Here is a 22,065-nt window from a genome sequence, read left to right on the forward strand (position 1 = left end):
AGTCAGGCGTCCGCCTGCTGGAGCTCGTCGGCCAGCAGGGCGATCTCCTCGATCGCGGCTGCCAGGTTCTCCGCACCGGTGGCCTGCTGCCGCGCGGCGGTCGCGGCCTGGGCGGCGGCACCACCCGATTCCTCCGCCGCCACCGCGACCTGCTGGACGCCGGACAGGACCTCGCGGGTGCTGCCGATGACCGTGCCGACAAAGGTCGCGATCTCGGCATTGCCGGCGCGCAGGCTCTCGGCGGTGGCCTCCAGCAGGGCCAGCCGCTCGTTGATCAGCCGGCCCTTCTGGATCTCCGTCTCGGAATAGATGGCGATCTGCTCCAGGTCGCGGCGCACCGTCGCCACCTGGACCTGTACCAGGCGGACCAGGTCCTTGGCGCGGTCGGCATTGTCGGCGGACGCCCGGGCGAGGCTGCGGATGTCCGCCGAGACCACGGCGAAACCCTGCCCCTGCGCGCCGGCCCGTGCGGCTTCCACCGAGCCGCTCACCGCGAGCATGGTCGTCTGCACGGCGATCATGGCGATGCTGTCGACGATCTTCTCGATCTGCCGGGCGGCGTCTTCCAGCGCCTCGACCAGGCCCAGGATGGCGCCGGTCTCGGTCAGGGCGGCGCCGACCCCATCGGTCAGCTTCACCACCGACCGGCGGCTGTCCTCCAGCCGGGCCTGCACCGCCTCGATGCCGGCCAGTGCCTGTTCCGCAGCCTCGCCCGTGGCGGTCGCCGCCTTCTGGATCTGCGCCATGGCCGAGCTGGACTGCTGGGTCGCCGCCGCCTGGACCTGGGCACCCTGGCTGATCTGGTCGATCGCGGTCAGGATCTCGCCGGCGGCACTGGCCAGCTCCTGCACCGTCGCCGACAGTTCCTCGGCCGCCGCACCGAGCTGCTGGGCCAGATCGGCGCCGCCAGCCTCCGATCGCAGGCGCTCCGCCAGCCGGGCCAGGGCTTCCGCTGCCCGCTGGCTCTGGTGCAGCGCGCTGCTCTGCTGCTGCACCGACCGCTGCGCCTGGGCCGTGGCCGCGGACTGTTCCTCGGCGGCACCCGCGACGTTCTCCGCACCTCCGTGCGCCTCGCGGGCCGCACCATCCGCCTCGACCGCCGCCAACAGGATCGCCTGGCTGCTCTCGACCAGGGCCGCCAGGCTGGTGCGGGCGACCTCGAGCCCGGCCGATACCGCCCGCGCCCCGGCCGCCTCCTCCGTCGCGACGGCCGCGGTGGCGCGGATCCGGTCGGCGATGGTCCGCACGTCCCCGGAGATCCGGTCGGCCAGCGTCTGCACCTCGCGCGAGCGCTGCTCCGAGACATCGGCCAGGCTGCGGACCTCGTCGGCGACCACGGCGAAGCCCCGGCCATGGTCGCCGGCACGCGCCGCCTCGATTGCCGCATTCAGCGCCAGGAGGCTGGTCTGGTCCGAGACGTCGGCCACGGCCTTGGTGACCTCGCCGATGTCGCCCGCCTGCTGCTCCAGCCTGGCGATGACCTCGACCGAGCGGAGCTGGCGCTGGGCGTTTGCCTCCACCGCCCCGGCGGTTGCGCCGATCTGGCCGGCGGCTTCCGTCAGCTGCACCTGCAGGGCCAGGGCACCGGCGCGCGCCTGGTCCGCCCGCTCGCGGGCCTGGCCGAAGGCGGTGGTGAGCCCCATGATCGCGGCCAGGGACTGGTGCGACGCGCCGGCCGCCTCCTCGGCCGCACTGGCGATCTGCTCCATCGCCCGGCCGAGTTCCTCGGCCGCCGTGGATGCCTCGGCAATGCCGCTCGCCAGTTCCTCCGTGGCGGCACCGATGCGCTCGACGGCACTCTCGGTGGATCCGGCCGCACGCGGCGCGCGCTGCCGCACAGGCGAGGCCGGCACGGCAGCGGCCGGTTCGGCCTCGGGCTTGGCGGGCGCCCGCTCCCTGCCCGCCAGGGCCGACGTCTTTACCAGTGCCATGATCGCTTCCGCTTGCTGGGGACCGCTGCGGCGGGTTCGTCGTTGCCGAGACTAGGCAGGATCCGCGGGCTTGCCCATGCCGGGCCGCCGTCGCGCAGGCCGCTGGCGTGCCGAAGCCGTGGCGTCCGGGACGCTTTGCACCGGGCCGCCGCGCAAGACACAGGCAAGTTCCGACACGGCATCATCGTGCCGCCTGCAAGTCATCACCAATAATCCCGGGCAGCCTCGACCGGCCTCTCACGACCCGGGCCTGCTCTTCAGCAGCTGGTCGATCCCGTCGCGCAGGCGGGCGAGCCGCGCGCGTTCGGCCGGGGCCAGGCTGCGGCCGGCATTGCGGGCTGCCAGGATGTCCCGGCTCAGGCGGTCGACCAGCCGGATCGGCACCGCGCCGTCCGCGGCCGTGCGCCGCTGCCGCACCGCCTCGTCCTTCCTGCCGTCCGGCCGGTCCTGGTCCTGGTCCTGCGCCGCGCGGATCGCCCGGACCGTGAGCGTGCCCTGTCGGGCCAGCCCGATCAGTCGGTCCCGGGCGGCCGGGTCCTCGACCCGGGCCAGCTCGATCAGCGCGTTCTTGGCGATGCGCAGTTCTGACGTCAGAACCGCCTGGAGCACCTCGTCCGGCAGGGTGAGGATGCGCAGGATGGCGCTGATCTCCGCCTTGGACTTGCCGAGCGCCGCCGCGGCGGTAGTCTGGTTGTAGCCCTTCTCGCCGATGAGCTGCTGGACCCCCCTCGCCTCTTCCACGGGCGTCAGGTCGACCCGCTGGAGATTCTCGATCAGCGAGGCGACCTCGACATTGCCCTCGTGCTCGATGGCGAGGATGGTGGTCCAGCCATTATGCTTGGCCGCCCGCCAGCGGCGCTCGCCGGCGACGATGAACCAGCGGTCCTTCGCCTTGGGGTTCCGGGCGAGCAGGATCGGCTGGAGCTGGCCCTGCTCGGCCATGGTCGCGGCCAGTGCCTCGATCTCGCGCTGGTCGAACTGGGTGCGCGCCTGGCCGGGATGCGGCTCGATCCGGTCGATCGCCGCCTCGAAGCTGTGGCGGAACCGGCTGCCCCGCGTGACCAGGCTGCCCGACGCCTCGCCGATCAGCGAGGCCGTGGTGCTCAGGATGGGGGATGGCTGCTGCCTGCGCCTGCTCATGTCAGCCCCCCCTGCCCCCCCGGCGCTGCTTCCGTGGTCACCTTCGGCCAGTCCGCCCCGGCCGCGATCGCTGCCGCCAGCCGCTCGTAGACCGCCACCGCCGGCGTGCCGGCCGAGGCTTCCAGCGCGATCCGGCCGTTGCGCGCCGCATGGCCGAACACCGCACTCTCCGGCACCGGCTCCAGCACCATGCCCTTGTCGCCCATGGCCACCACCAGATGCTCCAGCACCTCGCGGTCCACCGCCTTGCGCCGGCTGTACTGGGTCGGCAGGATCCCGGCCAGCCGCAGGCCCGGGTTCAGCCGGCGCTGGACCTTGTTCACCGTGCCCAGGATCAGCCCCACCCCCATCGTGTCGTAGGGCTCGGTGCGGACCGGGATGATCACGTCCTGGGCGGCGGCCAGCGCCATCCAGGTGAGCATGCCGAGATTGGGCGGCGCGTCGACCACGATATAGTCGTAATTGGCCCGGACCTCGTCCAGCTTCTCGCGCAGCACCACGTCCAGGCCGGGCTCGCGCCGGCTGTCCACTTCCGCCAGCTCGATATGGCTGGCCACCAGGTCGAACGGCAGCGGGCGATGCCCGGCGATCGAGCTGCCGGCCGGCAGGATCGCCTCCTCCAGCGGACGGGATTGCAGCACCACGTTGGCGATGGTCTGGCCCTGGCGATGGACCTCGACCGCACCGCCCGCCAGGAGCGCCACCGTGGCGGTCGCCTGCGGGTCGAGATCGAGCAGGAGCACCCGCTGCCCACGGCTCGCCAGCGCATAGGCCAGGTTCAAGGCACTGGTAGTCTTGCCCACCCCGCCCTTCTGGTTGGCGAGTGCGATCACCCTGGCCTCGCGCGCCCGGCCGCTCGCCAAGGTGGTCAGCTCGGCCGCCACGTCGTCCGGGATCGGCTCGCGGCTGTTCTCCCAGCGGCTCACCCTGGGCTTGTCGTAGCTCCGGCCGAGCCGGGTGTTGAGGATGTCCTTCAGGGCGGCCTGGCTCAGCCGCAGCTCGCGCCGCAGCGCCCGCATCACCTCGCCCTGCATCCGCCCCCTCCCGTCGTATGCGTGGTGGCGGAGGATGGTCGGGCCATCCGGGTCCGTCAACGGTCAACGTTGACGGTTGACGGTTGATGTCGCCGCCGTGCCGAAAAGGCCGCAAACGTTTCAAATTCAGCGAGGATTTGCCGGTCCGGCCGGGCGGAAGGGCGAGCCGGCGGCCGGCGATTCGCTCCACAGGTTGTTCACGCTGAATTTGAAACGCACCGCCACTTGTCCACGCTGAATTCGAAACGGGCCCTCGCTGAATTCGAAACGCGCCCGCCCCCGATTCCACGCTGAATTCGAAACGCAGACCGGGGTTATCCACGCTGAATTCGAAACACATTCCTATAGAGAACCTATATCCAGAATCTTCCGATAGGGCCGGCGCAGAACCGCCGCGGACCCTGGCAGGAGCTGCGCTGCCGCAGCCGTCCTTCGCTGAAGTTGATACGGAATATGCAGGGCGGAACTCGCGAGGCGGGCTTTGGTGGTTCTCATGTTGCCGGCCTTGTGTTTACCATTCCACCGGCAGTTGCTGGGGGTAGGCTGACGCGACATGGCGGAAGTACATCGTCAACTGGTCCTGCGCGGCCTGGACGACCTGCTCGCTGAAGCCGATACGGCCAAGGAGCGCCGCCGGGTCCAGTCGGCTCACGACGCCCTGCTGCTCGAGCAGGACGCGATCAACTATCTCCATTCCGGCTTCTGCCAGGCGGCCCTGCCGCATCGCGAGCCCAAGAACGCCACCGAGCCCTGGGTGCGCCGCAACGGCGCCTACCAGCTCGTCATCCGCCCGGGCATCCTGCCGCTGCGCGACCGGATCCTCACCGTCGGCGTGCCGTACGGGACCAAGGCGCGCCTGATCATGATCTATTTCCAGACCGAGGCGGTGCGCAACCGCAGCCAGATCGTCGACCTGGGCCCCACCATGGCGTCCTGGCTGAAGAAGATGGGGCTGGGGACCTCGGGCGGCCCGCGCGGGTCCTATGCACCGGTGCGCGAGCAGGCCCTGCGGATCGCGCGGTGCGAGTTCACCATGCGGTTCGAGCGCAGCGCCAGCGAGGCGCATCTGGTCGACCAGCGCATCGTGGACGGCATGCATCTGTGGCGGGACGACAGCGACGAGACCGAGATGTTCCGCAGCGGCGGCGAGTGGGGCCGGCACGTCAAGCTCAGCGACAGCTTCTTCGAGCATCTGATCGACCATGCCGTGCCTTTGTCCGAGGAAGCCATCGCCAAGCTGAAGAGCTCCAGCCTGGCGCTCGACCTCTATGTCTGGCTGGCCTACCGGCTGCACACGATGAAGAAGGAGACCATGGTCCCCTGGCATGCGCTGGGCGAGCATTTCGGCAGCGAGAGCGGCCATCGGCAGCTGGCCTTCCGGCTGAAGGAAGTGCTCAAGGACGTGGTCGCGGTCTATCCCGATGCCAATGTCGAGGCGACCGCCCGGGGCCTGGTGCTGCGCCCGTCGCGATCGGCGGTCGCCATCTCCAGCAGCGTGGTGAAGCTGCCCACCGCACTGGCCCGCTGAAACCTATGCGGTTCTGACGTCAGAACCGGCGCCGGCTTCGGGTGAACGGAAGGGCAGGGGAAGGGAGGTCATGCGTCAGCTCGCGGTGAATGGTGGCGGCATCAACGTCGTCGAGAACGGGCCGCCGGACGGGCCGGCGGTGGTGTTCGTGAACTCGCTCGGCACCGACCTGCGGGTCTGGGACGACGTGCTCCCCCGCCTGCCGGCAGGCCTCCGCCTGATCCGCTATGACAAGCGCGGCCATGGCCTGTCCACGCTGGAGCCGGCCTCGCGCACCATCGAAGCGCACAGCGCCGATCTCGCCGCGGTGCTGGACCAGCTCCGGGTCCGGGCCGCCCTGGTGGTGGGCCTGTCCATCGGCGGCATGATCGGCCAGACGCTCGCCGTCACCCGGCCGGACCTGGTGGCCGGCCTGGTCCTGCTCGACACGGCGCACCGGATCGGGCCGGCGTCGAACTGGGACGCGCGCATCGCTGCCGTGCGCGGGGGCGGCCTGGCCGCGATCTCGGAATCCGTGATGGAGCGCTGGTTCTCTGCCGCGTTCCGGCGTGACCAGCCAGGGGTGGTGGCCGCCTGGCGCACCCTGTTGGAACGGACTCCGGTCGAGGGCTATGTCGCCGCCTGCGAGGCGGTCCGCGACGCCGACCTCAGCGAGCTCTCGCCACGGATCACCATCCCGACCCGCGTTGCGGTCGGCTCGGAGGACCAGGCGACTCCGCCGGAACTGGTCCGGGCGGCGGCAGCGCTGATCAAGGGTGCCAGCTTCGATCTGATCGAGGGTACCGGCCACATCCCGCCGGCGGAGCGACCCGATCTGGTGGCCGCGATCGTCCGGGCCCAGCTCGAAGCGCTCGGCCGTGGCTGACGCCCCGTCCGAGCTGGAACGGACCGGGGACGCCGTCCGCCGCAGGATCCTGGGCGATGTCCATGTCGACCGGGCGGCCGCCAGCCGCACCGCGTTCGACGCACCCTTCCAGGATCTCATCACCCGCTCGGCCTGGGGATCGGTCTGGAGCCGGCCGGACCTCAGCCCGCGCGAGCGCTCCATCGTCACCATCGCGCTTCTGGCCGCACTCGGCCATCACGACGAGCTGGCGATGCATATCCGCGCGACGCGCCAGACCGGTGCCAGCGAGGCGGACGTGCGCGAGGCGCTGCTGCATGTCGCGCTCTATGCCGGCCTGCCGGCGGCCAACAGCGCGATCAGGCTGGCCAAGCAGGTCTATGCCGAATTGGCCGCGGCGGAGGCCGGGGAAGGAGAAGCGCCATGAGCGGGTTTTCGCGGCTCCAGCGGGATGTCCAGCCGGGCCTGATCGACCCGGGCTACAAGTCCACCAGCCTGCGCGGGCCGAAATCACCCCTGATCCGCATCCCGCACCGGCTCGGCGAGACCGGCGGGCCGCGCTTTGGTGCCGGCTGGGTCGGCGCGCAGGATGCCGACCTCACCCGGAACGGCCGCTGCAACGGCGAGCCCCTGGGCGAGCGGATCATCGTCACCGGCCGGGTGCTGGACGAATATGGCCGGCCGGTCCGCGATAGGATGGTGGAAGTCTGGCAGGCCAATGCCGCCGGCCGCTACGTCCACAAGAGCGACCAGCACGACGCACCGCTCGATCCGAACTTCCGCGGCTCCGGCCGCTGCGTGACCGACGGGGAGGGGCGCTACCGCTTCCTCACGATCAAGCCGGGCGCCTATCCCTGGCGCAACCACCCCAATGCCTGGCGGCCGAACCACATCCATTTCTCCCTGTTCGGTCAGGGCTTTGCCAGCCGGCTGGTGACCCAGATGTATTTCCCGGGCGACCCGCTGCTCCAGCTCGACCCGATCCACAACAGCGTGCCCGTGGACGCGCGCGAGCTGCTGATCGCCCGGTTCGACATCGAGGCGACCGAGCCGGAATGGGCGCTGGCCTACCAGTTCGACATCGTGCTGCGCGGCCCGGACGCGACGCCGATGGAGGCATAGCCCTGATGAGCAATCGCCTCCGGCAGACCCCGTCCCAGACGCTTGGGCCGTTCTTCGCCTATGGCCTGACCGCCCGGCAGTATGGCTACGACTTCGACCAGCTCGCGGATGGGCGGATCGCGCGGGACGACACGCCGGGCCTGCGCGTCCGTGTTGCCGGGCAGATCTTCGATGGTGCCGGCTCGCCCATCGAGGATGCCATGGTCGAAGTCTGGCAGGCCGATGCCGATGGCCATTATCCCGATGCGGCCGCCTTTGACGACCACAACGCCTTTCACGGGTTCGGCCGCTGCGGGACTGGTGCCGATCCCGCCTGCCGGTTCGTGTTCGACACGATCAAGCCGGGCGGCCATGACGGGCAGGCGCCGCATCTGAACGTCATCCTGACCATGCGCGGCCTGCTGCTGCACCTGTTCACCCGGATCTATTTTGCGGATGAGGCGGCGGCGAACGAGGCGGACCCGGTGCTGGCACTGGTGCCGCAGGCCCGCCGGGACACGCTGATCGCCCGCCTGGTCGAGCCCGGCCTCTACCGCTTCGACATCCGGATGCAGGGCGACGACGAGACCGTGTTCTTCGACGTCTGAAAGGAAAGGCTGCCGCCGGATGAGCGTCTCGGCCTTCGATTCCGCCATGCTCGGCGGCCTGCTCGGCGACGGGACGCTCGGCGCGCTTCTGGACGACCGGGCACGGATCCGGGCGATGCTCCAGGTTGAGGTGGCCCTGGCGCGCGTGCAGGGCGAACTAGGTATCATCCCGGAAGCCGCCGGTGTCACCATCGCCGCGACGGCGGTAGCCCTAGAGATCGAGCCCGCGGAGCTGGCGGCAGGTACGGCCAAGGACGGGGTGCCGGTCCCGACCCTGGTGAAGGCACTGCGCAAGGCGGTAGGCGCGCCCCATGCGGATCATGTCCATTTCGGCGCCACCAGCCAGGACATCGTCGACACCGCCCTGGTGCTGACCATCGCAGAAGTGCTGGAGGTGATCGCCGGCAGGCTGCACAGCAGCATCGAGCTGCTGGCTGCCTTGGCGGAGCGGCACGCCGCCACGATCATGGCCGGCCGCACCCGCTTCCAGCTGGCGTCACCCACCACGTTCGGGCTGAAGGCCGCTGGCTGGGCGGCACCGCTGCGGCGTCACCTCGACCGGCTGGCCGAGCTTCGGCCACGCCTGGCGGTGGTGTCCCTGGCCGGCGCCAGCGGCAATCCGGCATCGCTCGGGGAAAGGGGAGGCGAGGTGGAGGCGGCCCTGGCCCGTGAGCTGGGCCTGGGCGTGGCCATTGCCCCCTGGCATGCCGCGCGCGATACGGTGGCCGAGCTCGCCGGCTGGCTGTCCCTGGTGACCGGCTCGCTCGCGAAGATCGGGCTGGATGTCCTGCTGCTCGCCCAGAACGAGGTCGGCGAGGTCCGGCCCGGCTCCGGCGGCGGCTCGTCGACCATGCCGCACAAGGCCAACCCGGTGGCCGGGGAAGTGCTGGTGGCACTGGCGCGCAGCAGTGCCGAGCGGGTGGCCGCCATGCATCATGCCCTGCTCCATGCCCATGAACGGGACGGCAGTGCCTGGCTCGCCGAATGGCTGAACCTGCCGGACCTGCTGGTCGCAGCCGGTGCCGCCTCGCGCACCGCACTGACGCTGCTGCAGGATCTGGTCGTAGACGCGGAAGCGATGACGGAGCGCGCCACCGCGGCACCGGGCCTCCTGTTCTCCGAGCCGGCCGTGTTCGCGCTGGCGGCGGTCATGCCGCGGGGGGAGGCGGAAGCCCAGGTCGCCGCCGCCGCGAAGACGGCGCTGGCCGAGGGGCGTCATCTGGTCGATGTGCTGGCGGAATCGCTGGGCCCGGTGGTCGACTGGCCGGCACTGCGCCGGCTGGACGGTACCGTGGCCGCCGCGACGAAACGAACCCGAGCCATCGTCCAGGCACTGCGTGCGCCGTAAGTCACTGGAGCAGGGCCAGCGGCCATAGGGCCAGGGCCGGGATCGCTGCCACCAGCACCAGCCGGATCAGGTCGGCCAGCACGAAGGGCAGGACCCCGGCATAGGTTTCCCGGATGGGTACCCTCTCGGCGATCGCACTGACCACGAACACGTTCAGTCCGATCGGCGGTGCCGACAGACCGATGCCCACCACGATCAGCACCAGGATGCCGAACCAGATCGCGGTCTGCTCAGGGGGCAGCCCGAAGTCGAGCCCGGCTATCACCGGAAAGAACACGGGCAGGGTCAGCAGGATCATGGCGAGCTCGTCCATCACCGCACCCAGCCCGATATAGGTGAGCAGGATCAGGCCGAGCACGCCATAGGGCGGCAGTCCGCTCTCGGCGATCCAGTGGGCGAGCATGCCGGGCATCTGGGTAAGCGTCAGGAAGCTGTTGAACAGCTCCGCCCCCAGGAGGATCGCCGCGATCATGCCGGTGGTCTCGGCGGTGCGCAGCAGGCAGCGCATCACCCCGGCCAGGTCCAGCCGGCGCGTCACCAGGGTCAGCAGCAGCATCGCGATGGCCCCCACCGCCGCCCCCTCGGTGGGCGTGAAGACCCCACCATAGATGCCGCCCAGCACCACGAGGCCGATCAGTTGCGCCGGCCAGACCCTGGCCAGGCCGGCACGGCGCTCGGCGTCCGAATGCGGTGCCTGGGCCGGCGCCAGCTCCGGCCGCCGCCGGACCCGGATCGCGATGGTGACGCAGTAGAACAATGCCGCGAGCAAACCCGGGATCAGCGCTGCAGCGAACAGCTTGACGATGTTCTGCTCGGTGGTGATGGCATAGACGATCAGGATGATCGAGGGCGGGATCAGGATGCCGAGCGTGCCGCCCACCACGACCGTGCCGGTCGCGAGCGAATCGGCATAGCCGAAGCGGCGGAACTCCGGCAGGGCCGCCCGGGAGAAGGTCGCGGCGGTCGCGACCGACGAGCCGCAGATGGCGCCGAACACGGTGCAGGCGCCGATCACCGCCATGGCCAGCCCGCCGCGCTTATGGCCCACGAACCCGCTGGCCGCCCGGAACAGGTCGCGGGCCAGCCCGGACTGCTCGGCGAAGGCACCCATCAGCACGAACAGCGGGATGACCGAGAGGCTATAATTGGCGAAGAGATAATAGGGCGTGGTCTTGATGGCGTTGAGGAAGACTGGCCAGCCCGAGAGGGCGACATAGCCGGCACTGCCGGTGAGCAGCATGGCGAGGCCCACCGGCATGCGGATGGCGATCAGCAGCAGGAGGACGGCGAAGCCGGCAAAGGCCAGGGTCAGACCGCTCATGACCGTCCGGTCGCCAGCCGGATCGCCGTGACCAGAGCCACGGCCGCGAGCAGGCCGGCGAGCAGGGCGGTCGCCACGATCACCGGCCCCACCGGGATGCCGGCCGACATCGAGGTGGTGCCGTAGCCGATCTCCTCCAGCCCGCCCTTCAGCGCCTGCCAGGCGATCAGGGCCGCGAACCCCGCCCAGGTCAGGTCCCAGAGCGCGTCCAGAAGCCGCCTGCTGCGCGGCGACATCCAGCCGGTGAAAGTGTCGACCATGATGTTGCCGCGCCTTGCCTGGCAGAAGGGCAGAAAGGCGAACACGGCAAGCGCGGTCGCCATCTCCATCATCTCGAAATCGCCGTCGATGCCGCTGCCCAGGAGCCAGCGCAGGAGCACGCTGGCAGTCACGATCCCGCCGGCCAGGAGCAGCACGATCCCGCCGCACCAGGCGACGATCCTGGTCACCCCCTCGACCAGCCGGCCGGCAGGGTGGGCGTCCTGATTGCCGGTCACGCCGCGTACTTGGCGAGCGTGGCCCTGGCATCTTCCAGCAGGGCGGCACCGTCCTCGGTCGCCTGGACCCAGGCGTCCACGACCGGTCGGGTCGCCTCGATCCAGCGCTCGGTCTCGTCCGGCTGGATCACGACGATCTCGTTGCCGCGCTCTTCCGCCAGCTTGCGCGCGACCGGCGCCTCGTCGTCCCAGGCCTTGGCCGCCATGGCGGACGCCGCCTGCCCGGACAGGCCGTCCAGCACCGCTTTGAGATCGTCCGGCAGCCGGGCATAGCTGTCCTGGTTCATCACCAGGCAATGGGCCGAGGTGTAGAGCGTGGGCGTGCCGTCCGCGAACTCGGTATGGGCCGCGACCAGTTCCTGCAGCTTCAGCGCCGGCACGACCTCCCAGGGCACGATGGCGCCCTCGATCACCCCCTGGGCGATGCTTTCGGGCACCTGGGGCACGGGCATGCCCACCGCGGCGGCACCCAGCGCCTTCAGGGCCTCGCCGGTCAGCCGCGATGGGAAGCGCAGCTTGCGGCCCTGCATGTCCTCCAGCCGGCGGATCGGCGTCTTGCTGTGGATCACGCCCTGGTCGTTGGCCCAAAAGCAGATCGGATGCACGGCGCCGAACTCCTGTCCGAGGTTCCGCTCGGCGAAGTCCTGGAGCGCCTTGGAGTTCACCGCCGAGGTCTTGGCGCCTAAGAACGGCAGCTCGAAGGTCTCGATCCTCGGGAAGCGGCCGGCCGTGTAGCCGGGCAGGGTCCAGACTAGGTCGACCACCCCGTCCTTCGCCTGGTCGAACAATTGGGGCGGTTTGCCGCCCAGGCTCATGGCCGGATAGATGTCGATCTGCAGCCGGCCGTCGCTCTCAGCCAGCACCTGCTCGGCCCAGGGCTGGAGGAAGCGGACCTGGCAGTTGGAGGTGGGCGGCAGGAAATGGTGCAGCTTCAGCGTCACCTCGGTCGCCCGCGCCCGGCCCCCACGCAGGATGGCCGGCGCTGCCACTGCCCCGCCGGCCAGTGCCAGGAGGCGTCGCCGCGTCGTTCCCGGCCCGGAATTCGATCGGTCCATCGAATGGCCTCCCTGATGAACGTTGTTCTGCGGTCCTGCCTGGTTCCTGTGAGGAAAATCGCCAGGAGGCCGGTACGTCGTCATCGCGACTATGTCCGGGCGAGTATGCCGGCGGTTCTTTGCGACTGCCACCGTCCGGGCAGGTCGTCCGAGCCTCGATCCATCCGAGGATGACGGACGGACCTTTCCCCTTCCGGTCACGCTGGCGATCCGCGAGACTTCGCATCCGGCAACAGCCGGAGGGGATCGTCCATCCGAAGCGGGGAGGCACATGCGCACCCAGGTCGCGATCATCGGTGCCGGCCCGGCCGGATTGCTGCTCGGCCAGCTGCTCGGGCGGGCCGGGATCGACACGGTGATCGTCGAGCGGAGCAGCCGGGCCCATGTCCTGTCCCGGATCAGGGCAGGGGTGCTGGAGCAGGGCATGGCCGACCTGCTGGTCGAGGCGGGTGCGGGCGAGCGCCTTTTGCGGGAAGGCCTGGTCCATCACGGGATCTGGCTGGCCTTCGCCAACCGCCGCCACCGGATCGACCTAGCGGAGCTCACCGGCGGCCGGCACGTCACCGTCTATGGCCAGACCGAGGTCACCCGCGACCTGCTGGCGGCACGCGACGCCATGGGGGTACCGACCTTCTTCTCGGCACCGGCGGTCGGCATCGAACGGTTCGACAGCACCAGCCCCGCCATCCGCTTCACCCGCGACGGCGTGACCGAGGAACTCGCCTGCGACTTCGTCGCGGGCTGCGACGGCTCGCACGGCATCTGCCGCCAGCTCGTGCCGGGCGAGGCCATCCGGACCTTCGAGCGGACCTACCCGTTCGGCTGGCTGGGCCTGCTGGCGGACGTACCGCCCGCGGCGGATGAGCTGGTCTATGCCAGTCACGAGCGGGGCTTCGCCCTCTGCTCGATGCGCTCGATGACCCGCAGCCGCTACTACGTCCAGGTGCCGACCGGCGAGAAGGTCGAGGACTGGCCGGACGGGCGGTTCTACGACGAGCTGTGCCGGCGCCTGCCCGACGAGATCGCGGCAAAGGTCACGGCCGGGCCGTCGCTGGAAAAGAGCATCGCCCCCTTGCGCAGCTTCGTCGCCGAGCCGATGCGCTTTGGCCGCCTGTTCCTGGCCGGCGACGCCGCCCACATCGTCCCGCCGACGGGAGCCAAGGGCCTGAACCTGGCGGCCAGCGACATCAGCTACCTGTCCGAGGCCCTGCTCGACTTCTACCGCAACGGCGCCACGTCCGGGCTCGACGCCTATTCGGCGCGGGCGCTCGCCCGGGTCTGGCAGGCCGAGCGCTTCTCCTGGTGGATGACCTCGCTCCTGCACCGCTTCCCCGAGCAGGGGCCGTTCGGCCAGCGCCTGCAGCAGGCCGAACTGGACTATATCGCCACCTCGACCGCAGCCGCCACCAGCCTGGCGGAGAACTATGTAGGGCTGCCCTACTCTGCTGGGACCGACAGGGGCGAGCCAGTGAGGGCAGGGGGGAGCCTGCACAGCCGTATACGGCTGTGCAGTGCCAGTGGCAGTGATGCGCCCGATCCGCTCCTCGATGAAAGGGTATCGAGGAGCGGCACTTCCGCTGGGATCAGTGGGTGACGGTGAAGCCGCCGTCGACCACCAGCAGATGGCCGTTCACATAGGCTGAGGCCGGTGCGCAGAGGAACAGCAGGGCGGTGGCGAGGTCGGAGGTCTCGCCCCAGCGGCCGACCGGCGTGCGGGTGCGGACCGAGGCGTCGAAGGCCTGGTCGGTCTGCAGTGCTACGTTGATCTCGGTGCGGATATAGCCCGGGCAGATCGCGTTCGCGGTGACCCCGGACGGGCCGAGCTCCGCTGCCAGCGCCTTGGTGAGCCCGGCGATGGCATGCTTGGTGGAAGCGTAGGCGTGGGCGTTGCGCTTGCCGTGCAGGGCCATGATCGAGGCGATGTTGACGATCCGGCCAAAGCCCTTCGCCACCATGCCGCGCGCCGCCTCGCGGGCCAGCACGTAGGGCGCCACCAGATTGGTGTCGACCACGTTGCGCCAGGCATCGGTCCGGCTCTCGGCCAGCGGGCTGCGCTCGATGATCCCGGCATTGTTGACCAGGATGTCGGGGGCGTTGCCCGCATCGCGCAGGCTGGCCAGGCTCGCGGTCACGGCCGTCTCGTCGCAGACGTCCAGGACGAGGGGACGGGCCCGGCCGCCCTTGGCGGTGATGGCGGCGGCGGCCTCCTCTAGGGCGGACTTCGAGCGGGCGGCCAGGATCACCTCGGCCCCGGCATCGGCCAGGGTCTGTGCCATGGTCTTGCCGATGCCGCGGGAAGCCCCGGTGACCAGGGCGGTGCGGCCGGACAGGTCGAACAGCTGGGCGGGGGTCATGCCGCCACCGTGCGCGGCGCACGATAGCTCTCGAAATTGCCGCACACGCCGATCGACTGGCCGGAGATGTGTCGGGCATAGTCGGAGGCCAGGAAGATCGCGAGGTCGGCGACCTCCTCCTGGTCGATCATCGTGTGCATCGAGACGTTGTGCAGGAGGTTCGGCAGGTATTCCTCGAAGCTCATGCCGCGCTTCTCGGCCTGCTCGGTGATGACGCGCCGGCCGCGCGGGCCGTCGACCACGCCCGGCAGGATCGCATTCACCCGGATGTTGTGCTCGCCGAGCTCGATCGCCATCACGTCGGTGAAGCCGCGCACGCCGTACTTGGCCGCCGAATAGGGCGAGCGGTTCGGCATGCCCATGCGCCCGGCCGTGGACGACAGGTTGACGATCACGCCGCTGCGCTGCGCCTTGAACAGCGGCACGGCGCGGCGGGTGCAGAAGAAGGCACCGTTCAGGTTCACCCCGATCGTGCGCTCCCATTCCTCCGGGGTGATCGCCTCGACCGGCTTGGTCGGGCCCGAGACGCCGGCATTGTTCACCAGCACGTCGAGCCCGCCCAGATGGGCGATGGCAGCGTCGAAGAAGGCGTCGACCGCTTCGGCCCGGCCGACATCGGCCTTGGCGCCGAAGATCCCGGGCCTGGCCGCGGCCAGGTCTTTGAGGGCGGCATCGTCCACGTCGCAGACGGCGACGCTGGCGCCGACATCGGCGAACCGCTCCGCCATGACCCGGCCGATCCCTGATCCGCCGGCGGTGATGACGACCCGGCGTCCGGTGAGGTCAACGCGCATTCTGGGTACTTTCGATCAAGTTCGCATCTCCCTGTCGTTCCCGCCGGCTCAGCCAGCCCGGCATCGGGATCTCCCGCCCCTTGGTCAGCCCCTGCGGGCGCGAGATCAGCACCACCAGCATCACGATGCCGAGGCCGACCTGGCCCAGGCCCGAGGGGGCGGTGATGGTGACGTCGCCGATCTGCCAGCCGCGCTCGAGCTGGCGCAGCAGCTCGGCGACGAAGGCCAGGATCGCCACGCCGATGACGGCACCCGCCAGGCTGCGCATCCCGCCCACCACCAGCATGGCGAGGATCAGGAAGGTCAGGTTCAGGTGGACGTTGGCGGTGGTGGTGAGCGCACCGTTGAAATGGCCCTGCAGGACACCGCCGGCCGCGACCACTGCCGCACTGACCACGAACGCGATCAGGCGCATCCGCTCGACCTCGACGCCGGCGGCACGCGCTGCCACCGCATCCTCTCGGGTTGCCCGCAGCAGCAGGCCGTAGCGCGAGTACTGGAACAGGAGTGCCAGCAGCATCGCGATCAGCGCTGCCGCCAAGGCCAGCTTCGGCCCGGCATAGACCGGCAGGCCGACCAGCGAGGCGGTGCCCTTCGTCCAGCCGGTCCAGTTGTTGTAGATGACCACGATCACGCTGAAGAAGGCGAAGCTCGCGATCGACGCGGCAATCCCGGCCAGCCGCATGAGCGCCAGGCCGATCACGAAGGCCAGCACTACGGCCAGCAGGACGCCCACTAGGCCGCCGGTGAACGGGTCCAGGTGGATGGACTGCATGAAGGCCGGCAGGCCCGGCAGGATCACCTTCTTGAAGGTCGGCGGGATGGTCATCCAGGCCGAGGCATAGGAGCCGACCACGATGAAGGCGGCATGGCCGAAGGAGAAGATCCCGCTGTTGCCGATGAAGATGTAGAGCCCGACCACCATGGTGAGCTTGATCAGCGCGTCGGTGACCACGCGGGACAGCACCGGGCCGGTGGCGGCCAGCAGCAGTGCCGCCACCGCGACGGGGATGCCCAGCACCAAAAAGGTCCAGACGATGCCCTGCCAGGAATGGGTGGGATCGTTGCGCATCAGATCCGCTCCCGTGCGGTGGCGAGCATGATGAGGCCGCCCGGGCGCAGCAGCAGCATCAGGACGACCGCGCCGAACACGAAGGCCTCGCGGAACGGCTGGAGGTCGGCCGGCAATGCCAGCTGCAAGAGGGTGGTGAGGAAGCCCACCAGAAAGCCGCCGAGCGCGCAGCCGACCAGGCTGCCCATGCCGCCGATCACGGTGGCGACGAAGCCGATGATGGTCAGGTTGAGACCCAGGAACGGCGTCATGGTGCCGGTCTGGGCCACGTACAGGACCGAGACGGTGACGGCCAGGAGCGCGCTGGCGATGAAGGCGGCGGCGATCACCTTGTTGATGTCGACGCCGACCAGCCGCGCCATGGTCGGGTTCTCCGACACGGCGCGCATCTGGTAGCCGATCCGGGTGAAGCGGATGAAGGCGGCGAGCGCCCCAGTCAGCACGATCGTTGCCACGATCTGCAGGATGCTGACCCCGGCGATCCGGATGCCCATGATCTCCAGGTTCGTGCTCATCGCGGGCAGGAAGTTCACGGTGCGCGCGAGCGAGCCGAACATCATCACGTAAGTGTACTGGATCGTGTAGCTGAGCGCGAAGGACACGATCATCAGCGTCTCGGGGCTCGCCAGCCGGACCGGCCGGAACGCGACGAAGTCGGCGGCGAGCGCCACCATGATCAGGACCAGGGCCGCGATCAGGATCGTGACCGGCCAGTAGAAGCCGATGGTCAGCAGGATCGTGTAGGCGCCGATCATCACGAAGTCGCCATAGGCGAAGTTGACCAGGCCCACGACGCCGAAGATCAAACCGATGCCGATGGCGGTGAGGGCATAGAGCCCGCCCACGCTCACGGCGTCGATGATGAACTGGACGAGGAGGTCCATCACGCGCTCCCTTGGGCGGCGACGTCGCTCGGGACGCCGAAATAGGCAGCATCGATGTCGCCGGCATGGGCGATCTCGTCAGGCGTGCCGGTGAAATGGACGATGCCGGCGGACAGCAGGTGCGCGCGATCGCAGACCGAAAGGGCCCGCACTGCGTTCTGCTCGACCAGCAGGATGGCCATGCCCTGGGCCCGCAGCGTCCGGATGCCGGCGAACACCGCGTCCGTCACCACCGGGGCCAGACCCAGGGACGGCTCGTCCAGCATGAGCAGGCGCGGCCGGGACATCAGCGCCCGGCCGATCGCGAGCATCTGCTGCTCGCCGCCGGACAGGAGGCCGGCCGGGCGCGGGAACAGCCTGGGCAATGCTGGGAACAGCTCGCCGATCCGCTCGATGTCCTGGGCGATCCCGTCGCGGTCATTGCGCGTGCTGGCGCCGATCAGGAGGTTCTCGATCACGGTGAGCTTGGTGAAGATGTCCCGGTTCTCCGGCACCAGGGCGATGCCGGCCCGGACGATCTTCTGGATCGGCATGCCGACCAGCTCCTGGCCGTCGAAGCCGATCGTGCCGGCCCGCGGCCGGACCACGCCGGCAACGGCGGAAAGCAGCGAGGTCTTGCCTGCCCCGTTCGGGCCGATGAGCGCCACGACCTCGCCGGGCGCGACGTTGATCGAGACGCCCTGCAGGGCCGCGACGGCACCATACTGGACCGCCAGCCCCTGGACCTTGAGCAGGCTCATCGCTCCCCCTCGCCCAGATAGGCCTGGCGCACCTCGGGCTGGGCGCGGACATGGTCCGGCGTGCCCTCGGCGATGGTGGCACCGCTGCGCAGCACGTGGACGCGGTCGCACAGGCCGAACACGATGCGCATGTTGTGCTCGATCAGGAGGACACCGCAGCCGTGCCGGTCGCGGATGGCGCGGATAGAGGCCAGGAGCTCGTCGCCCTCGGCCTCGTTCAGGCCGGCCGCGGGCTCGTCCAGCAGGATGAAGTCGGGCGCCATCACCAATGCCCGGGCGATGCCGACCCGGCGCTCCAGGCCGTAGGGCAGGCTGGACGCGATCGCGGCCGTGTGGGGCGCCAGCTCCAGGTCGCGGAGCGTGTCCATGGCCCGCTGCCGGGCTTCCGCACGCGGCAGCCCCTGGGCCAATGCCGCGATCTCGACATTCTCCAGCACGGTCAGGCCGCCGAACAGGCGCACCGCCTGGAAGGTCCGCACCAGGCCGGCGCGGGCACGCTGGGCCGGCTTCCAGGGTGTGACGTCCTGGGCGCCCAGGCGGACCTGGCCGGCATTCGGGCGCTGGAAGCCCGAGAGCACGTTGACGAAGGTGGTCTTGCCGGCACCGTTCGGGCCGATCAGCCCCAGGATCTCGCCCTTCTCGAGCGTGAGCGAGACACCCGAGATCACGGTCAGCCCGCCGAAACGTACCTGGATTCCTTCGGCGGCGAGCCGTGCGCCCGTGCCGTTCATTGTGGTCTCCTCAGCATGCGGCCCCGCCCTTCCGGATCATGCCCGGGAGAAGCGGAGCCGCAGCCGTCATGGCATCGACGGATCGGGGATCAGAAGGTCGGCTCGGCCGGCTTCTGTGCGGCGAACCGGCCGATCGGCTCGTACTTGCCGTTCACCGCCCGCATGATCAGCAAGGGCCGGGTCAGGTCGATATGCAGGTCCGGCCGGAAGGTGGAAGGACCCACCAGCAAGGGCTCGCCATTGAAGGAGTCGAGGGCCGCCTGGATCTCCTCGACCTCGAGCGAGCCCGCCTTCTCCACGGCGCGCGCCCAGGCTTCCACCGCGGCATAGCCGGTCACGGCATGGCCCATCGGCGCCTGCTCGCCGAAGTTCTGCTCGTAGCGGGCCATGAACTCGTTCACCCGCTCGTCCGGGTCGTTGCCGTAGATCGAGGCATAGACCGCGACATAGAAGTCGTTGAGGTCGGGAACGGCATTGGCCCAGTAGGCACCGTCCATGGCCTCGGAGCCGACGATCGGGGTGTCGATGCCGGCGGAGCGGACCTGGCGCAGCACCGAGCCGTGATTGGTGAAGCCGCACCACATCACGAAGTCGCTCTTGTCCATCGCCGGCTTCATGCGGGAGATCTGGCCGGCGATCGTGGTGTCGTTCAGGCCGTTCCAGGTGTCCTCGCCGCTGATCGCCTCGGCACCGGCGAGCTCGGTCCAGCGATCGCGGAAGCCCTGGCACAGCGACTTGGTGTACTCGATCGCCGTGTCCATCATGACATAGGCCGAGCGCCAGCCCTGGGTCTCGTAGGCCCACTCGGCCAGCATGGTGCCCTGGGCGGTGCTGGCCAGCGACATGGTGTAGGCGAGCGGGCCGATGCCCTGGACGCCGAACTTCGGGTCGGCGGCACAGGTCGAGAACACGATCTTGTTGGCAGCGACGGTCGCCATGGCGGCGGGTGCGGCGAAGTCATAGTCGCAAGCGACGATGACCATCTCGGCACCCTGGTCCAGGACCTCGGCGGCGGCCGTGGGGCCGAGCGAGGGATCGGACTTGGTGTCGCTCACCACGACCGAGAGGGGACGGCCGAGCACGCCGCCCTTGGCATTGATGTCCTCGACGGCGAGCTCGGCACCGCGCCTGCCCGCCAGGTCCCATGGGCCCAGCACGCCGGTCTGGCCGGAGGCGACCCCGATCACGATCGGGTCTTCCTGCGCGGCCGCCGGCAGTGCCGCGGCGATCGCGAGCGTCATGCCCGCGACGATAGCCTTCACGTTCTTCACCCGGATTCCTCCCCTTGGAGTCTGGCCCCTGAAGCCTGGCAGTTGCGAGGCGGTCAGGCCGCCTCGCGGAGCCTGGCCGTTTCCTTCTCGTCGATGCTGCCGTCCACGGTGAGCGCCACGCCATAGACCGAGCGGGCCCGCTCGCGGCTCACCAGGCCCTCGCGCACATCGTAGGCGACCTGCGCCGGGCTGCGCCGCTTCGGGTCGCCATAGCCGCCACCACCGCAGGTGTAGGAGACGATCCGCTCGTCCGGGTCGATCTCGACCGAGATCACCACCGGCAGTTCCTCGAGCGTGCCGTCGGCCCGCTTGCGCAACTGGCGCGACGCACCGCCATCGGCGCCGCCACGGACACCCTTCGGCCGGTTGATCCCGCCGTCGGACACGGCATTCACGCTCATCTTGCAGCCGGCCGGGCCATACTCGCACACCATGGACGGCGCGCCGTTGAACTGGCCGGCTCCCTCGGTGTCCGCCACCACCCGGCGGTCGTAGAGCCGGATCGGATAGGCCAGCTCGATCACCTCGATTGAATCCATGTAGCACATGCCGGCATTGCCGGCGTGCAGCAGGGTGAGCCAGGCGTCGTGGGTCGGGCTGCCGGCGCCGCCGGTATGGCCCAGGAAGATCTGGTTGACGAAGGGCGTGTTGCGGCGCGGGTCGGTGCCGGAGATCACCGCCATGGAGGCCGGCAGGATCGCCCCGGTCTCCGCCAGGCCATGGGTGGCGCTGACCTCGGCGAACGCCGCCTGGATCGGGTTGGTGATCCGGTCGGCGACGTTGGTGGTGGCGACCGAGCAACTGGTCGGGTGCCGGGGGATGCCGACCACCGCACCCTCGCGCAGCTTCATGCGCACCCGGCGGAACGACCCCTCGTTGCGCGGCACGTCGGGGTCGAGCGAGTTGAACACGCCGATCAGCACGGCACTGCGCGTGCAGGCCTCGGACACGTTCAGGCCGAGTTCCAGGGCGTCGATATTGTCGGTGAGGTCGACGTCGAGATAGCCCTCGTCCGGATCGATCGCCACGGTGGCGTTGATCCGGATCCCTTCCTCGGGCGTGCCCGGGACCGGGTCATGGGTGCTGGAGCGGCGCACCGTAGCCTTGGGCAGCTTGCGGATCGCCTCGACCATCCGGCCTTCGCTGTACTCGAACCAGCGCTGCTCGTACTCGGCCAGATGCTCCCAGCCGACCTCCTTGCCCAGTGCGGTGATCTCGCGCTCGGCGATGCGGCCAGCCCCCATCATGGCGAGATAGTCGCCCCACCACTGATCGGGCACGCGGATGCGCATCCGGCACATCCGGACGATGTCGTCGATGTCCTTGTAGTCGCGCTGGACCTGGACGGCCGGGAAGATCAGCGCGCCCTCGTTATAGACGTCCTTGGCCGAGCCCATATAGGTCGTCGGCAGCGAGTTGCCGATGTCGGCCTGGTGCGCCTTGACCACCGCCGTGTAGCGGTGGCGCCCGTCATCGTCGAACACCGGGATCAGGACCGACAGGTCCGCGGCGTGCGAGCAGCCGTGATAGGGCGAGTTGTGCAGATACGCATCGCCCTTGCGCAGGTTCGGATGGAACTCCGCCATCGAGCGGGCCATCATGTCCGGCCCGACCAGCACATGGATCGGGATGCTTTCCGCGGCCGAGAGCAGCTTGTGGTCGCCGGTCACGATGCAGCAGGAGAAGTCGCGCGCGGTGGCGAGCACGCCGGAACGGCCGGTACGCAGCAGCGTGTTGGCCATCTTGCGTGCGATCGATTCCCAGCGGTTGTTGAGAATGGCGAGTTGGACGCCGTCCATGGGCTTCGTCATC

At 69.8% G+C, this 22,065-nt stretch carries 21 protein-coding genes; 7 read left to right on the forward strand and 14 right to left on the reverse strand.

Going from position 1 to position 22,065, the window contains the following annotated elements; all coding sequences use genetic code 11:
• Window positions 1-2: 2 nt before the first annotated feature.
• The 3 genes from HLA95_RS19160 to HLA95_RS19170 all read right to left on the reverse strand — a co-directional run bounded on the left by HLA95_RS19160 (window position 3) and on the right by HLA95_RS19170 (window position 4,105).
• A complete protein-coding gene (locus tag HLA95_RS19160; RefSeq protein WP_222184199.1) occupies window positions 3-1,931 on the reverse strand; it encodes a methyl-accepting chemotaxis protein in 1,929 nt (642 codons plus the stop codon).
• A 237-nt stretch (window positions 1,932-2,168) separates the two neighbouring features.
• The gene (locus tag HLA95_RS19165; RefSeq protein WP_222184201.1) at window positions 2,169-3,071 is read right to left on the reverse strand and encodes a ParB/RepB/Spo0J family partition protein; all 903 of its coding nucleotides are present in this window, start codon (window positions 3,069-3,071) and stop codon (window positions 2,169-2,171) included.
• A complete protein-coding gene (locus HLA95_RS19170; protein ID WP_191057596.1) occupies window positions 3,068-4,105 on the reverse strand; it encodes a ParA family protein in 1,038 nt (345 codons plus the stop codon). The genes HLA95_RS19165 and HLA95_RS19170 overlap by 4 nt, the downstream gene beginning before the upstream one ends.
• Before the next feature lie 553 nt (window positions 4,106-4,658).
• On the opposite strand from HLA95_RS19170, the gene HLA95_RS19175 reads away from it, so the two are divergent.
• The 6 genes from HLA95_RS19175 to pcaB all read left to right on the forward strand — a co-directional run bounded on the left by HLA95_RS19175 (window position 4,659) and on the right by pcaB (window position 9,534).
• Entirely contained in the window at window positions 4,659-5,633 is a 975-nt protein-coding gene (locus tag HLA95_RS19175; protein WP_191057597.1) for a replication protein RepA, read from the forward strand.
• 70 nt (window positions 5,634-5,703) lie between these two features.
• Window positions 5,704-6,498, forward strand: a complete 795-nt coding sequence (gene pcaD / locus HLA95_RS19180; RefSeq protein ID WP_191057598.1) for a 3-oxoadipate enol-lactonase — start codon at window positions 5,704-5,706, stop codon at window positions 6,496-6,498.
• Entirely contained in the window at window positions 6,491-6,904 is a 414-nt protein-coding gene (gene pcaC, locus HLA95_RS19185; RefSeq protein WP_191057599.1) for a 4-carboxymuconolactone decarboxylase, read from the forward strand. Before pcaD ends, pcaC begins: the two co-directional genes overlap by 8 nt.
• Entirely contained in the window at window positions 6,901-7,599 is a 699-nt protein-coding gene (pcaH, locus tag HLA95_RS19190; RefSeq protein WP_191057600.1) for a protocatechuate 3,4-dioxygenase subunit beta, read from the forward strand. Before pcaC ends, pcaH begins: the two co-directional genes overlap by 4 nt.
• Before the next feature lie 5 nt (window positions 7,600-7,604).
• Entirely contained in the window at window positions 7,605-8,186 is a 582-nt protein-coding gene (pcaG, locus tag HLA95_RS19195; protein WP_191057601.1) for a protocatechuate 3,4-dioxygenase subunit alpha, read from the forward strand.
• Window positions 8,187-8,205: 19 nt separating this feature from the next.
• Window positions 8,206-9,534, forward strand: coding sequence for a 3-carboxy-cis,cis-muconate cycloisomerase (gene pcaB / locus HLA95_RS19200; RefSeq protein ID WP_191057602.1), 1,329 nt, complete (start codon window positions 8,206-8,208; stop codon window positions 9,532-9,534).
• 1 nt (window position 9,535) lies between these two features.
• On the opposite strand, the gene HLA95_RS19205 is transcribed toward pcaB, so the two are convergent.
• The 3 genes from HLA95_RS19205 to HLA95_RS19215 are packed head-to-tail and all read right to left on the reverse strand — an operon-like array spanning window position 9,536 to window position 12,407.
• The gene (locus tag HLA95_RS19205; RefSeq protein ID WP_191057603.1) at window positions 9,536-10,855 is read right to left on the reverse strand and encodes a TRAP transporter large permease; all 1,320 of its coding nucleotides are present in this window, start codon (window positions 10,853-10,855) and stop codon (window positions 9,536-9,538) included.
• Window positions 10,852-11,352 carry a TRAP transporter small permease gene (locus tag HLA95_RS19210; RefSeq protein WP_191057604.1) on the reverse strand — a complete coding sequence of 167 codons (501 nt, stop codon included), beginning with the start codon at window positions 11,350-11,352 and terminating at the stop codon, window positions 10,852-10,854. Before HLA95_RS19210 ends, HLA95_RS19205 begins: the two co-directional genes overlap by 4 nt.
• Window positions 11,349-12,407 (reverse strand): TRAP transporter substrate-binding protein, encoded by a 1,059-nt coding sequence (locus HLA95_RS19215; RefSeq protein WP_191057605.1) that lies wholly within the window; start codon window positions 12,405-12,407, stop codon window positions 11,349-11,351. The genes HLA95_RS19210 and HLA95_RS19215 overlap by 4 nt, the downstream gene beginning before the upstream one ends.
• Before the next feature lie 271 nt (window positions 12,408-12,678).
• Between HLA95_RS19215 and pobA the strand changes: the two genes are divergently transcribed.
• A complete protein-coding gene (gene pobA / locus HLA95_RS19220; RefSeq protein WP_191057606.1) occupies window positions 12,679-14,001 on the forward strand; it encodes a 4-hydroxybenzoate 3-monooxygenase in 1,323 nt (440 codons plus the stop codon).
• Here pobA and HLA95_RS19225 read toward each other — a convergent pair.
• The 8 genes from HLA95_RS19225 to HLA95_RS19260 form a co-directional block, all read right to left on the reverse strand.
• Complete coding sequence (locus HLA95_RS19225; protein ID WP_191057607.1) at window positions 13,991-14,761, reverse strand: SDR family NAD(P)-dependent oxidoreductase; 771 nt, start codon at window positions 14,759-14,761, stop codon at window positions 13,991-13,993. The two genes, pobA and HLA95_RS19225, sit on opposite strands and share 11 nt — an antisense overlap.
• Window positions 14,758-15,555: an SDR family oxidoreductase gene (locus HLA95_RS19230; RefSeq protein ID WP_191057608.1), complete on the reverse strand. Its 798-nt coding sequence runs from the start codon at window positions 15,553-15,555 to the stop codon at window positions 14,758-14,760. The genes HLA95_RS19225 and HLA95_RS19230 overlap by 4 nt, the downstream gene beginning before the upstream one ends.
• The gene (locus HLA95_RS19235; protein ID WP_191057609.1) at window positions 15,545-16,627 is read right to left on the reverse strand and encodes a branched-chain amino acid ABC transporter permease; all 1,083 of its coding nucleotides are present in this window, start codon (window positions 16,625-16,627) and stop codon (window positions 15,545-15,547) included. Before HLA95_RS19235 ends, HLA95_RS19230 begins: the two co-directional genes overlap by 11 nt.
• Window positions 16,627-17,511 carry a branched-chain amino acid ABC transporter permease gene (locus HLA95_RS19240; RefSeq protein WP_191057610.1) on the reverse strand — a complete coding sequence of 295 codons (885 nt, stop codon included), beginning with the start codon at window positions 17,509-17,511 and terminating at the stop codon, window positions 16,627-16,629. The genes HLA95_RS19235 and HLA95_RS19240 overlap by 1 nt, the downstream gene beginning before the upstream one ends.
• The gene (locus HLA95_RS19245; RefSeq protein WP_191057611.1) at window positions 17,511-18,251 is read right to left on the reverse strand and encodes an ABC transporter ATP-binding protein; all 741 of its coding nucleotides are present in this window, start codon (window positions 18,249-18,251) and stop codon (window positions 17,511-17,513) included. Before HLA95_RS19245 ends, HLA95_RS19240 begins: the two co-directional genes overlap by 1 nt.
• On the reverse strand, window positions 18,248-18,982 hold the full coding sequence (locus HLA95_RS19250) for an ABC transporter ATP-binding protein (protein WP_191057612.1): 735 nt from the start codon (window positions 18,980-18,982) through the stop codon (window positions 18,248-18,250). Before HLA95_RS19250 ends, HLA95_RS19245 begins: the two co-directional genes overlap by 4 nt.
• Before the next feature lie 89 nt (window positions 18,983-19,071).
• Complete coding sequence (locus tag HLA95_RS19255; RefSeq protein WP_191057613.1) at window positions 19,072-20,253, reverse strand: ABC transporter substrate-binding protein; 1,182 nt, start codon at window positions 20,251-20,253, stop codon at window positions 19,072-19,074.
• A 53-nt stretch (window positions 20,254-20,306) separates the two neighbouring features.
• Window positions 20,307-22,064 carry a hydantoinase B/oxoprolinase family protein gene (locus HLA95_RS19260; RefSeq protein WP_191057614.1) on the reverse strand — a complete coding sequence of 586 codons (1,758 nt, stop codon included), beginning with the start codon at window positions 22,062-22,064 and terminating at the stop codon, window positions 20,307-20,309.
• Window position 22,065: the final 1 nt, after the last annotated feature.

Source organism: Geminicoccus harenae (assembly GCF_019800005.1).
GTDB lineage: Bacteria > Pseudomonadota > Alphaproteobacteria > Geminicoccales > Geminicoccaceae > Geminicoccus > Geminicoccus harenae.

Excerpts from the sequence above, each read along its gene's own strand:
- HLA95_RS19160 (WP_222184199.1), bottom strand. The coding sequence starts at position 1,931 with ATGGCACTGGTAAAGACGTCGGCCCTGGCGGGCAGGGAGCGGGCGCCC.
- HLA95_RS19165 (WP_222184201.1), bottom strand. The coding sequence starts at position 3,071 with ATGAGCAGGCGCAGGCAGCAGCCATCCCCCATCCTGAGCACCACGGCC.
- HLA95_RS19170 (WP_191057596.1), bottom strand. The coding sequence starts at position 4,105 with ATGCAGGGCGAGGTGATGCGGGCGCTGCGGCGCGAGCTGCGGCTGAGC.
- HLA95_RS19175 (WP_191057597.1), top strand. The coding sequence starts at position 4,659 with ATGGCGGAAGTACATCGTCAACTGGTCCTGCGCGGCCTGGACGACCTG.
- pcaD (WP_191057598.1), top strand. The coding sequence starts at position 5,704 with ATGCGTCAGCTCGCGGTGAATGGTGGCGGCATCAACGTCGTCGAGAAC.
- pcaH (WP_191057600.1), top strand. The coding sequence starts at position 6,901 with ATGAGCGGGTTTTCGCGGCTCCAGCGGGATGTCCAGCCGGGCCTGATC.
- pcaG (WP_191057601.1), top strand. The coding sequence starts at position 7,605 with ATGAGCAATCGCCTCCGGCAGACCCCGTCCCAGACGCTTGGGCCGTTC.
- pcaB (WP_191057602.1), top strand. The coding sequence starts at position 8,206 with ATGAGCGTCTCGGCCTTCGATTCCGCCATGCTCGGCGGCCTGCTCGGC.
- HLA95_RS19205 (WP_191057603.1), bottom strand. The coding sequence starts at position 10,855 with ATGAGCGGTCTGACCCTGGCCTTTGCCGGCTTCGCCGTCCTCCTGCTG.
- HLA95_RS19215 (WP_191057605.1), bottom strand. The coding sequence starts at position 12,407 with ATGGACCGATCGAATTCCGGGCCGGGAACGACGCGGCGACGCCTCCTG.
- pobA (WP_191057606.1), top strand. The coding sequence starts at position 12,679 with ATGCGCACCCAGGTCGCGATCATCGGTGCCGGCCCGGCCGGATTGCTG.
- HLA95_RS19225 (WP_191057607.1), bottom strand. The coding sequence starts at position 14,761 with ATGACCCCCGCCCAGCTGTTCGACCTGTCCGGCCGCACCGCCCTGGTC.
- HLA95_RS19230 (WP_191057608.1), bottom strand. The coding sequence starts at position 15,555 with ATGCGCGTTGACCTCACCGGACGCCGGGTCGTCATCACCGCCGGCGGA.
- HLA95_RS19235 (WP_191057609.1), bottom strand. The coding sequence starts at position 16,627 with ATGCGCAACGATCCCACCCATTCCTGGCAGGGCATCGTCTGGACCTTT.
- HLA95_RS19240 (WP_191057610.1), bottom strand. The coding sequence starts at position 17,511 with ATGGACCTCCTCGTCCAGTTCATCATCGACGCCGTGAGCGTGGGCGGG.
- HLA95_RS19245 (WP_191057611.1), bottom strand. The coding sequence starts at position 18,251 with ATGAGCCTGCTCAAGGTCCAGGGGCTGGCGGTCCAGTATGGTGCCGTC.
- HLA95_RS19250 (WP_191057612.1), bottom strand. The coding sequence starts at position 18,982 with ATGAACGGCACGGGCGCACGGCTCGCCGCCGAAGGAATCCAGGTACGT.
- HLA95_RS19260 (WP_191057614.1), bottom strand. The coding sequence starts at position 22,064 with ATGACGAAGCCCATGGACGGCGTCCAACTCGCCATTCTCAACAACCGC.